Here is an 11,344-nt window from a genome sequence, read left to right on the forward strand (position 1 = left end):
GCGCAGCCGCTAGACTGCGCACCCCCACCGCCTGCGCGCGCCGCCGTGATCCGTTTCCGCCACTTCGCCCTGCGCCGCGGCGAGCGCCTGCTGCTCGCGAACGTCGACCTGGCCCTGCACGCCGGCTGGCGGGTCGGCGTGGTCGGCCGCAACGGCGCCGGCAAGTCCTCGCTGTTCGCCGCGCTGATGGGTGAGGTGGAGGCCGACCGCGGCGACCTCGACCTGCCCGACAAGGCGCGGATCGCCAGCGTGGCGCAGGAGACCCCGGCGCTGCCGGCGCCGGCGCTCGACTTCGTGCTGTCCGGCGATGCCGAGGTGCATGCGGCGCTGCAGGCCGAGGCCAACGCCTTCGCCGCCGAGGACTGGGAAGCGGTGGCCGCGGCGCACCAGCGCCTGGAGGAGGTCAACGGCTACGACGGCACCGCGCGCGCCGCGCGCCTGCTGCACGGCCTGGGTTTCCCCGCGGAGACCCACGAGAAGCCCGTTGCGGATTTCTCCGGCGGCTGGCGGGTGCGCCTGAACGTGGCGCGCGCGCTGATGACGCCCTCCGACCTGCTGCTGCTCGACGAGCCCACCAACCACCTCGACCTGGATGCCGTGGTCTGGCTGGAGGAATGGCTCAAGCGCTACGCCGGCACCCTGCTGGTGATCAGCCACGACCGCGAGTTCCTCGACAACGTCGCCACCCACATCCTGCACCTGCACGGCGGCACCGCGAAGCTGTACGTCGGCAACTACACGGCGTTCGAGCGCCAGCGCGCCGAGCACCTGCGCCAGCAGCAGATCGCGTTCGAGAAGGAGCAGGCCGAGCGCGCCCACCTGCAGAGCTTCATCGACCGCTTCAAGGCCAAGGCCAGCAAGGCGCGGCAGGCGCAGTCGCGGATGAAGCGGCTGGAGAAGCTGGCCGGCACCGAGGCGGTGCGGGTCGAGCGCGGGGTCCGCATCCAGTTGCCGGCGCCGGCGAAGTTGCCGAATTCGCTGCTGTCGCTGCGCGACGTGGACTGCGGCTACGGCGCGGGCGCCACCATCCTGCGCAAGGTCGGTTTCGGGCTGGAGGCCGGCGACCGCATCGGCCTGCTCGGTGTCAACGGCGCCGGTAAATCGACGTTGGTGAAGACCTTGGTCGGCGAACTGCCGCCGCTGTCGGGCGAGCGCAAGGCGCATCCGGACCTGCGCATCGGCTACTTCGCCCAGCACACGGTGGAATCGCTGGTGGCCGGCACCACGCCGCTGGACCACCTGCGCGCGCTGGCGCCGGACGTGCCCAACCAGGCGCTGCGCGATTTCCTCGGCAAGTGGAACTTCCCCGGCGACCGCGCCTTCGAGGTGATCGACAATTTCTCCGGCGGCGAGAAGGCGCGGCTGGCGCTGGCCCTGCTGGCGTGGAACAAGCCGAACCTGCTGCTGCTGGACGAGCCCACCAACCACCTCGACCTGGAGATGCGCGAGGCGCTGGCCGAGGCGCTGTCGGACTTCGACGGCGCGATCGTGATGGTCAGCCACGACCGCCACCTGATCGGCCTGGTCTGCGACCGCTTCTGGCGCGTGGCCGGCGGCAGGGTGGAGCTGTTCGACGGCGATCTGGACGCCTATGCCGCGTGGCTGCGCTCGCGTCCCGGCGCCGACTATCCGAAGACGCCGGAACCCAAGGCGGCGCCGGCGGTCGCCAAGCCGGTACCGGCCCCTGCGCCGGCCCGGCCCAAGGTCAACCCGCACAAGCTGCAGAAGGCCGAGGAGCGCGTCGCGCGGCTGGAGGGCAAGCTGGCCGAATGCGAGGCGCAGCTGGCCGATCCGGCCGTGTATGCCGATCCCGGCCGGCTGGCCGACCTCGGCCGCACCCAACTGCAGCTGCGGGCGGAACTGGACGCGGCGGAAGCGGAGCTGCTGGCGCTGTACGAAGCCACCTGAGCCGGCGTTCGCGGCTGGCCCGTTCCCACGCGTGGTGAGCCTGTCGAACCACGGACCAGACGGGCCCGCCCGGCCGGGCGAGATGGCGATCAGTCGGTCAGGAAATACTCGACCGTGCTGACCACCCGGATCTTCTTGATCTGCGGGCTGCCGGCGTCGCGGTTCTCGATGCTCACCACGCCCTGGTTGGCGGTGCGGATGCCGCCGAGGCGGGCACCGGAATCCTTGGCGAACTGCTCGGCCGACTGGCGCGCGGCGGCGGTCGCCTCGGCGATCAGCCCCGGCTTGATGTCGTTGAGCCGGGTGTAGTCGAACTGCGGGCCGCTGCCATCCTCCGTATTGAGCATCACCCCGCGCGCGACCAGGTCGCCGCTGCGGCGCACCGCCGCCAGCGCCTCCTTCACCCGGTGGGTGCGCAGGGTCACGGTGTTGGAATACCGGTAGCGCTCCGGCGGCCGGTTGTCGCCGTAGGAATAGGCCCAGCGGTCCTCCAGCCGCGGCGGGCTGACCACGGTCTCGTCGTCCTTGAACCCGGCCTGGGCGAAGAAGTCGCGGATGCTGCGGGTATTGGCCTCCAGCTGGGCCTGCACCGCGGCCAGGTCGTTGCCGCTGACGGTCTGCGCCAGTGGCCAGACCACCAGGTCGGCGTCCACGATCTTCTCGGCCGAGCCCTTGACGGTGACGTAGCGGTCGGCGGTGCGCAGCGCGGCCATGCCGCGGGCGGCGAACCAGCCGGCCCCGACCAGGCCGAGGGCGATCAGGAGGGCGGCGAGGGCGGTGCGCGGCTGCATGCGGGGGTCCTTGAGGAGTGGGGGTTGCAGGTGGTCACGCAGGGGCCGGCTTGAAACGGCCGCGCCGGCCCCCAGTATGGCCGACCACTGTCACGTTCCGAGGCTGACCGACCGATGCCGATCTACGCCTTCGCCTGCGCGGCCTGTGGCCACCGCTTCGACCGCTTGCAGAAACTGTCCGACCCCGATCCCGCCAGCTGCCCGGCCTGCGGCGCCGCAGGCCAGGTGCGGCGCCAGGTGACCGCGCCGCAGTTCCGCCTGGCCGGCAGCGGCTGGTACGAGACCGATTTCAAGAAGGAGGGCGACAAGAAGCGCAACCTCGCCGGCGAGGGCGGGGAGGGCGCGCGTCCGGCGGCGGAGGCCAAGCCGGCGGACTCCGGCGCCGCCAAGCCGGCGGCGGCATCCACTCCTGCGGCGCCGGCGGCCGCGCCTGCCGCCGGCTGACGCGACCGGGACTCAGCGCGCGCCGAAGCGCGCGCTGCAGCCGTGGTTGACCCACAGCTGGGTGCGGCCGTCGTACCCCCAGGAATAGCCTTCGCGGCACTGCGCACGCGACAGCTGCTGGATCAGGTAGGGGCGCCCGTAGCGGCTGTTCCAGGCGCAGCTGTTGTAGCGGTTGCGGTCGCTCGAGCAGGTCACGCTGTAGTCGCTGCCGCCGGAGCCGCCCCACTGGCCGGTGCGCACCTCGAACACCCCGCGGCAGCCGTGGTCCACCCACAGCTGGCCGCCGCGCACGCCGAAGCTCTCGCCGTAGGTGCAGCGCTGGCGCGAGAGCTGCCGCACCAGGCGCGGCATGCCGACCACGCCCTGCCCGCAGGTGGTGTAGCGGCCCTTGTCGCTCTCGCACTGCAGGGTGACGGTCTGCCCGACGCCGCCCCAGCCGCCGCCGGCCGGGCCGAAATCGGCGCGGCAGCCACCGGTCACGGTCACCCGGCCGTTGCCGTTGAACCAGCTGCGACCCTCGACGCAGGCGGCGCTGGAATGCTGGCGGGTCAGCCGGGACGGCCCGCGCCAAGGGGTGTCGCACACGCGCATGCGGCCGTCGCGGCTTTCGCAGCGAATGCTGTCCTGCCCCACCGGAGGCGGCGGGGGCGGGGGCGGCGGGGTCGGGCCCCAGCCGCCGCCGCTGCCGCCCAGCGAGCGGGCGATGTCGTTCTTGACCTGGCTGAAGGTCCAGCGCGACAGCCGCACCTGGTCGAGGTAGAAGCGCAGCTGGTCGTTGGGGATCTCGCGCCCGCGCGACTGCTCGCGGTATTCCAGCGAGATCACCCGGGTCTGGTCGGGGACGCTCAGGGTCCACAGCTCCTCCGGCGCATAGGCGCGCTGGACCTGCGCCTGCGCGGGGCGGGGCAGGGCCGCCAGTCCGGCCGCGAGGGCGACGGCGAGCAGCGGCACGGACAGCAGGGCAGGGGCGGACGGGCGGTGCATGGCGGCCTCCGGGAGGTGGGTGGGTGGGACGGACGGCGTGGGGAACCCCTTGCGGGCACGCTAGCGCGCGGCCCCGTTAAAATGGCGTTTTCCCACCCCCCTGCAACGCGCCCGTGCGGCGCGCGCGGCCAGCCGGAGCCTGCATGCGTACCCATTTCTGCGGCCTGATCGACGAGTCCCTGATCGGCCAGAGCGTGACCCTGTGCGGCTGGGCGGATGCCGCCCGCAACATGGGCCAGATCGTGTTCATCGACCTGCGCGACCACGAGGGCATCGTGCAGGTCGTGGCCGAGCCGGCCGAAGCCGCCGGCAACGCGGCGATGCTGGCCGCCGCCGCCGCGGTGGGCTACGAGGACTGCCTGCGCATCACCGGCAGCGTGCGCCGCCGCCAGGCGGTGAACGACAAGCTCAGGACCGGCCGGGTGGAAGTGGTGGCCGAGACGATCGAGCTCTTGAACAAGGCCGAGCCGCTGCCGTTCCACCACCACGAGCACCCGGGCGAGGACGTTCGCCTGAAGTACCGCTACCTCGACCTGCGCCACCCGGAGATGCAGCGCAAGCTGCGCACGCGCACCCGGCTGGTGTCGGCGCTGCGCCACTACCTCGATGCGCGCGGCTTCCAGGACATCGAGACCCCGATCCTGACCAAGGCCACGCCCGAGGGCGCGCGCGACTTCCTGGTGCCGGCGCGGATGCATCCCGGCGAGTTCTACGCGCTGCCGCAGAGCCCGCAGCTGTTCAAGCAGATCCTGATGATCGCGGGCTTCGACCGCTACTACCAGATCGCGCGCTGCTTCCGCGACGAGGCGCTGCGCGCCGACCGCCAGCTGGAGTTCACCCAGCTCGACATGGAGTTCGCGTGGGTGTCCGAGCGCGACGTGCAGGACCTGACCGAGGACATGATCCGGCACGTGTTCCGCGAAGTGGCGGGGGTCGCGCTGGAGGCCCCGTTCCCGCGCATGACCTATGCCGAGGCCATGCGCCGCTATGGCTCCGACAAGCCGGATTTGCGCATCGACCTCGAGCTGGTGGACGTGGCGGACCTCGTGAAGGACTGCGGCTTTGCGGTGTTCACCGCGGCCGCGAGCGACCCCGACGGGCGCGTGGCCGCGCTGCGCATCCCCGGCGGCGCGGCGCTGTCGCGCAAGCAGATCGACGAGTACGCCGCGCACGCCGCCAAGTTCGGCGCCAAGGGCCTGGCCTACGCCAAGATCGACGAGGCCGGCGCGGTCACCTCGCCGATCGCCAAGTTCTTCGCCGAGGAGGCGTTCGCCGCGCTGCTGCGGCACGTCGGCGCCGGCAACGGCGACATCGTGTTCTTCGGCGCCGGTGCCTACGCCAAGGTGTCCGACTTCATGGGCGCGCTGCGCCTGAAGGCCGGCAAGGACTTCGATCGGGTGCAGGACGGCTGGAAGCCGCTGTGGGTCACGGATTTCCCGATGTTCGAATGGGACGAGGAGGCGCAGCGCTACGTGGCGCTGCACCACCCGTTCACCGCGCCGGCGGTGGATTCGATCGAGGACCTGCGCGCGAACGCGAGGACCGCGGTGTCGCGCGGCTACGACATGGTGCTCAACGGCAACGAGATCGGCGGCGGTTCGATCCGCATCCACCGCCCGCAGATGCAGGCGGCGGTGTTCGAGCTGCTGGGCATCGGCGCGCAGGAGCAGCGCGCCAAGTTCGGCTTCCTGCTGGACGCGCTCAAGTACGGCGCGCCGCCGCACGGCGGCATCGCGTTCGGCATCGACCGCATCGCCGCGCTGATGGCCGGCACCGAGTCGATCCGCGACGTGATCGCCTTCCCCAAGACCACCACCGCGCAGTGCCTGATGACCGGCGCGCCTTCGCCGATCGACGACGCGCAGCTCGCGGAGGTGCACGTGCAGGTGCGGCCGCAGGCGTGAGCGCGACGATCCGCCGCGCCGCGCCCGCCGATGCCGCCGTGCTGGCGGAGCTGGGCGCGGCCACCTTCGTCGAGGCCTTCGGGCACCTGTACGCGCCCGAGGACCTGCGCGCCTTCCTGGACGAGAGCCACAGCGTCTCGGCCTATGCCGGGGCGCTGGCGGACCCGGCCTATGCGCTCTGGCTGGCCGAGGACGCGGCGGGCCGCGCCATCGGCTATGCCCAGGCCGGCCCGTGCGGGCTGCCGCATGCCGACGTGCGGCCCGGGGACGGCGAACTGAAGCGGCTGTACGTGCGCGCCGGCCACCACAACGGCGGCACCGGGCGCGCGCTGATGGACGCCGCGCTGGCCTGGCTGCTGCGCGACGGCCCGCGCCCGCTGTGGGTCAGCGTGTGGTCGGAGAACTTCGGCGCGCAGCGCTTCTACGCCCGCTACGGGTTCGCCTTCGCCGGCGAGTACGCCTTCATCGTCGGCCGCCAGCGCGACCGCGAGTTCATCTACCGGCGCCCGGCGGCGCCCGCGTGATCGGGACGCGGATGGCGCAGCCGCTGCTGCTCGTGCATGGCCTGTGGATGCAGCCGCTGGCGATGCGCTGGTGGGCGCAGCGCCTGCGCCTGCACGGGTTCTCGCCGGACGTGGTGGGCTACCACAGCCTGCGCGAGGCGCCGGAGGCGATCGCGTCGCGCCTGGCCGCCGCGATCGCGGCCCGGCCGGGGACTGCGATCGTCGCGCACAGCCTCGGCGGGCTGCTCGCGGTGTGCGCCGCAGCGCGGGTGGCCGCGGCCGCCGGCCGCATCGTCTGCCTCGGTTCGCCGCTGGCCGGCAGCCGCGCCGCGACCGCGCTGGCCACCTGCCTGCCCGGCGGCGCGCGCCTGCTCGGGCCGCAGCGGGCGCTGCTCGAGCGCGGCCTGCCCGCGGTGCCGGACGGGCTGTGCGTGGGCATGGTGGCCGGCATCCGCGCGCACGGGCTGGGGCGGGTGGTGGCGCGCCTGCCGCGTCCGAACGACGGCACCGTGGCGCTGGTGGAGACCGCGCTGCCGGGCCTGGCCGCGCGGGTGACGGTGGCGGCCAGCCACAGCGGGCTGCTGTGGTCGGGGCAGGCCCTGGCGCAGGCGCTGGCGTTCCTGCGCGACGGCCGCTTCCGGCCCGACCCGGCGGCCGCGGACGTATAATCCGCGCCCTCGCAGCAGCCCCCGACGACCGCATGGGACGTGGCCCCTCCATCGAAGCGCGCAAGAACGCCCAGGACGCGCAGCGCGGCAAGATCTTCACCAAGGTGATCCGCGAGATCTCGGTCGCCGCGCGCGCCGGCGGCGGCGACCCGGCCGGCAACCCGCGCCTGCGCGCCGCGATCGACCGCGGGCTCGACGTCAACATGCCCAAGGACGTGATCGAGCGCGCGATCAAGAAGGCCACCGGCGAGCTGGAGGGCGTCAGCTACGAGGAGATCCGCTACGAGGGCTACGCCGCCGGCGGGGTCGCGGTGATCGTCGACTGCCTGACCGACAACAAGGTGCGCACCGTGGCCGACGTGCGCCACGCCTTCACCAAGTTCGGCGGCAACCTCGGCACCGACGGCTCGGTCAGCTTCCTGTTCCGCAAGCTGGGCGTGCTCAGCTACGACGCCGGCGCCGACGAGGCGCGCATCACCGAGGCGGCGATCGAGGCCGGCGCCGACGACGTGGTGGTGTACCCGGAGGACGGCGCGATCGACGTGATCACCGCGCCGGAGGCGTTCGCCCAGGTCAAGGCGGCGATGGAGGCCGCCGGCCTGGCCCCGGGCTTCGCCGAGGTCACCCTGCGCGCGGACACCGACGCGCCGGTGTCCGGCGAGACCGCCGAGCAGGTGCGCAAGCTGCTGGCCTGGCTGGCCGACATGGACGACGTCCAGCACGTGTATTCCAACGCCGATTTCGGCGCCGCCGGCTGAGGACCCGGGCCCCGCCCGCGCGCGCCGTGACCAGGATCCTCGGCATCGACCCGGGTTCGCAGCGCACCGGCGTGGGGCTGATCGACGTCGCCGCCGACGGCCGCATCGCGCATGTCCACCACCAGCCGCTGGTGCTGCTGGCGGCCGGGTCGTTCCCGCTGCGCCTGCGCGCGCTGCTGGACGGGCTGTGGGCGCTGATCGAGCAGTTCCGCCCGGACGAGGTCGCGGTCGAACAGGTGTTCCTGTCCAACAACGCGATGAGCGCGCTCAAGCTCGGGCAGGCGCGCGGCGCCGCGCTCGCCGCCTGCGTCGCGCGCGACCTGCCGGTCAGCGAATACGCGGCCAAGGAGGTCAAGCTCGGCCTGGTCGGCACCGGCAGCGCGGACAAGCGCCAGGTGCAGCACATGGTCGGGCTGATGCTCGGGCTGCACGGGCGGCTGCAGGCGGACGCCGCGGACGCGCTGGCGGTCGCGATCACCCACGCCCACGTGCGCGCCAGCGCCGGGCGCCTGGGGGTGGCCGCGCGCGAGGCGTGGGGACGCAAGGGCAGGGGGATGCGATGACGGCAGCGGCGGCAGGGCGCGCGCGGGCTTGCGCGGGCGCGGGGAAAGGCACGGAGGCGCGGCCATGATCGGGCGGCTGCGCGGCATCCTGGTGCACGAGGTGCCGCCGTGGCCGAAGCGACGCGATCGCCAGGCATTGCCGCGCGCGACGCTGGGCGCCCGGCCGGGGAGGGCCGGGCGGGTGCTTGCCGGGGCGATGCGGTCGCGCCATGGACGGCTGCGGCATGGAGCGGCGCCATGATCGGGCGGCTGAGGGGCACCCTCATCCACAAGGCGCCGCCGTGGATCGTCATCGACGTGCACGGCGTCGGCTACGAGCTGGAGGCGCCCATGAGCACCTTCTACGACCTGCCCGCGGTCGGCGCCGAGGTGGCGCTGTTCACCCACTACGCGCAGAAGGAGGACAGCGTCGCCCTGTACGGCTTCCTGCGCGAGGACGAGCGGCGCCTGTTCCGCGACCTGCAGAAAGTCTCCGGGATCGGCGCGCGGATCGCGCTGGCGGTGCTCTCCGGGGTGTCGGTGGAGGCCTTCGCGCGGCTGGTGCAGTCGGCCGACGTGGCCGCGCTCACCCGCATCCCCGGGATCGGCAAGAAGACCGCCGAGCGCATGGTGGTGGAGCTGCGCGACCGCGCCGCCGACCTCGCCGCCGGCCCCGCGGGCGGCGCGCCGCCGCCGCCGGGGGATCCGCTCGCGGAGGCGATCACCGCGCTGCAGGCCCTGGGCTACCGCGCGCCGGAGGCCGAGCGGATGGCGCGCAAGGCCGCGGGCGACGGCGATCCGCCCGAGGCCATCATCCGCAAGGCCCTGCAGCAGGCGCTGCGATGACCCGCCCGCCCGCCCGTGCCGGCCGCGGCCGGACTACCATGCCCCTTCCCCACCGGACCTCGCGCGCATGAGCCAGCCTGCGCCTTCCGCCAGCAGTCGTCACGGGCACGGCCACGGCCAGCCTGCCGCCGGCGGCCTCGCCGGGCTGATCGTCGGCGCGATCGGGGTGGTGTTCGGCGACATCGGCACCAGCCCGCTGTACACGGTGAAGGAAGCCTTCATCCCGCACTACGGCCTGGTACCCGACCACGACACCGTGCTCGGCGTGCTGTCGCTGATCTTCTGGGCGCTGATGATCATGGTCACCCTCAAGTACGTGGTGATCATCATGCGCGCCGACAACGAGGGCGAGGGCGGGATCATGGCGCTGATGACGCTGGCCCAGCGCACCCTGCCGCGCGATTCGCGCTCGGCCTACGCGGTCGGCATCCTCGGCATCTTCGGCGCCTCGCTGTTCTTCGGCGACGGGGTGATCACCCCGGCGATCTCGGTGCTGTCGGCGCTGGAGGGCATCGAGGTCGCCGCGCCCAGCCTGCACCACTGGATCGTGCCGCTGGCGGTGCTGATCCTGGTCGCGCTGTTCGCCACCCAGCGCTACGGCACCGCGCGGGTCGGCAAGGTGTTCGGGCCGATCACGCTGGTCTGGTTCGCCTCGCTGGCGGTGCTCGGGGTGGTCAACATCCTGCACTCGCCGGAGGTGCTCAAGGCGCTCAGCCCGTGGTGGGCGGTGAAGTTCTTCCTCGCCCACGGCTGGCACGGCATCTTCATCCTCGGCGCGGTGGTGCTGGCGGTCACCGGCGGCGAGGCGCTGTACGCGGACATGGGCCACTTCGGCAAGCGTCCGATCCGCTACGCCTGGTACACCGTGGTGCTGCCGGCGCTGATGCTCAACTACCTCGGCCAGGGCGCGCTGGTGCTGGAGGACCCGTCCGCGGTCAAGAACCCGTTCTACGTCGGGGTGCCGGAATGGGCGCGCTGGCCGATGATCGCGCTGGCGACCGCGGCGACCGTGATCGCCTCGCAGGCGGTGATCACCGGCGCGTTCTCGGTCGCGCGCCAGGCCATGCAGCTGGGCTACATCCCGCGCATGCAGATCCGCCACACTTCGAGCGACACCATCGGCCAGATCTACGTGCCCGGGGTCAACTGGCTACTGATGGTGCTGGTGATCACCCTGGTGCTGGCGTTCCGCAGCTCGACCGCGCTGGCCACCGCGTACGGGGTGTCGGTGTCCGGCACCATGCTGATCGACACCCTGCTGCTGGCGCTGCTGGCGAAGGCTAAGTGGACGCGCGACCGCTGGTGGGTGCTGCCGGTGGCGGCGGTGGTGGTGGTGATCGACCTCGGCTTCCTGATCGCCAACGGCGCCAAGTTCTTCGACGGGGCCTGGTTCCCGATCGTGCTCGGGCTGGTGGTGTTCACCATGCTGCGCACCTGGCGCCGCGGGCGCGAGCTGCTGCACCAGGAGGTGCGCAAGGAGGGCATCCAGCTGGACACCTTCCTGCCCGGGCTGATGCTGTCGCCGCCGGTGCGGGTGCCGGGCACCGCGATCTTCATGACCGCGGACAAGGGCGTGGTGCCGCACGCGCTGCTGCACAACCTCAAGCACAACAAGGTGCTGCACGAGCGCAACATCTTCCTGACCGTGGAGACGCTCGCGGTGCCGTACGCGCGCAAGGGCGAGCGGCTGAAGATCACCTCGATCGGCGACGACTTCTACCGGGTGGTGATCCGCTTCGGCTTCATGGAGACCCCGGACGTGCCGCGCGCGCTGATGCAGACCTGCGACCAGTGCGACCTGGTGATCGACCCGATGGACACCACCTACTTCACCAGCCGCGAGACGATCGTCGCCTCCGCCCACCGCGGCATGCCGGTCTGGCGCGACAAGCTGTTCGCGTTCATGCACCGCAACGCGGCGCCGGCGACCAGCTTCTTCCACATCCCCGGCAACCGGATCGTCGAGCTCGGCACCCAGGTCCAGATCTGAGCCGGC

General features: G+C 72.6%; 11 protein-coding genes. 9 read left to right on the forward strand and 2 right to left on the reverse strand.

Features of this window, described 5'->3' with window-relative positions; genetic code table 11:
* The first annotated feature begins 45 nt into the window (after positions 1 to 45).
* On the forward strand, positions 46 to 1,908 hold the full coding sequence (locus tag ML340_RS05620) for an ABC-F family ATP-binding cassette domain-containing protein (protein ID WP_240097556.1): 1,863 nt from the start codon (positions 46 to 48) through the stop codon (positions 1,906 to 1,908).
* 89 nt (positions 1,909 to 1,997) lie between these two features.
* Here the strand turns inward: ML340_RS05620 and ML340_RS05625 are convergent, their stop codons facing one another.
* On the reverse strand, positions 1,998 to 2,699 hold the full coding sequence (locus ML340_RS05625; RefSeq protein WP_240097558.1) for an SIMPL domain-containing protein: 702 nt from the start codon (positions 2,697 to 2,699) through the stop codon (positions 1,998 to 2,000).
* A 114-nt stretch (positions 2,700 to 2,813) separates the two neighbouring features.
* Between ML340_RS05625 and ML340_RS05630 the strand changes: the two genes are divergently transcribed.
* Positions 2,814 to 3,143, forward strand: coding sequence for an FmdB family zinc ribbon protein (locus ML340_RS05630; RefSeq protein ID WP_240097560.1), 330 nt, complete (start codon positions 2,814 to 2,816; stop codon positions 3,141 to 3,143).
* Positions 3,144 to 3,155: 12 nt separating this feature from the next.
* On the opposite strand, the gene ML340_RS05635 is transcribed toward ML340_RS05630, so the two are convergent.
* Positions 3,156 to 4,127 carry a DUF3011 domain-containing protein gene (locus ML340_RS05635; RefSeq protein ID WP_240097562.1) on the reverse strand — a complete coding sequence of 324 codons (972 nt, stop codon included), beginning with the start codon at positions 4,125 to 4,127 and terminating at the stop codon, positions 3,156 to 3,158.
* A gap of 143 nt (positions 4,128 to 4,270) precedes the next feature.
* Here ML340_RS05635 and aspS point away from each other — a divergent pair, with 143 nt between their 5' ends.
* From aspS to ML340_RS05670, 7 genes are all read left to right on the forward strand, one after another.
* On the forward strand, positions 4,271 to 6,031 hold the full coding sequence (gene aspS / locus ML340_RS05640) for an aspartate--tRNA ligase (protein WP_240097564.1): 1,761 nt from the start codon (positions 4,271 to 4,273) through the stop codon (positions 6,029 to 6,031).
* Positions 6,028 to 6,555, forward strand: coding sequence for a GNAT family N-acetyltransferase (locus ML340_RS05645; protein WP_240097566.1), 528 nt, complete (start codon positions 6,028 to 6,030; stop codon positions 6,553 to 6,555). Before aspS ends, ML340_RS05645 begins: the two co-directional genes overlap by 4 nt.
* Positions 6,556 to 6,566: 11 nt before the next feature.
* Positions 6,567 to 7,202, forward strand: coding sequence for a lipase family protein (locus ML340_RS05650; RefSeq protein WP_240097568.1), 636 nt, complete (start codon positions 6,567 to 6,569; stop codon positions 7,200 to 7,202).
* Between the two features lie 32 nt (positions 7,203 to 7,234).
* Positions 7,235 to 7,960 (forward strand): YebC/PmpR family DNA-binding transcriptional regulator, encoded by a 726-nt coding sequence (locus ML340_RS05655; protein ID WP_240097570.1) that lies wholly within the window; start codon positions 7,235 to 7,237, stop codon positions 7,958 to 7,960.
* A 26-nt stretch (positions 7,961 to 7,986) separates the two neighbouring features.
* Complete coding sequence (gene ruvC, locus ML340_RS05660) at positions 7,987 to 8,523, forward strand: crossover junction endodeoxyribonuclease RuvC (RefSeq protein ID WP_240097572.1); 537 nt, start codon at positions 7,987 to 7,989, stop codon at positions 8,521 to 8,523.
* Positions 8,524 to 8,760: 237 nt separating this feature from the next.
* Positions 8,761 to 9,348, forward strand: a complete 588-nt coding sequence (gene ruvA / locus ML340_RS05665) for a Holliday junction branch migration protein RuvA (RefSeq protein ID WP_240097574.1) — start codon at positions 8,761 to 8,763, stop codon at positions 9,346 to 9,348.
* Between the two features lie 67 nt (positions 9,349 to 9,415).
* Positions 9,416 to 11,338, forward strand: a complete 1,923-nt coding sequence (locus ML340_RS05670; protein WP_240097577.1) for a potassium transporter Kup — start codon at positions 9,416 to 9,418, stop codon at positions 11,336 to 11,338.
* Positions 11,339 to 11,344: the final 6 nt, after the last annotated feature.

Source organism: Thermomonas flagellata, from assembly GCF_022419185.1.
In the GTDB taxonomy this organism is placed as follows: domain Bacteria; phylum Pseudomonadota; class Gammaproteobacteria; order Xanthomonadales; family Xanthomonadaceae; genus Thermomonas; species Thermomonas flagellata.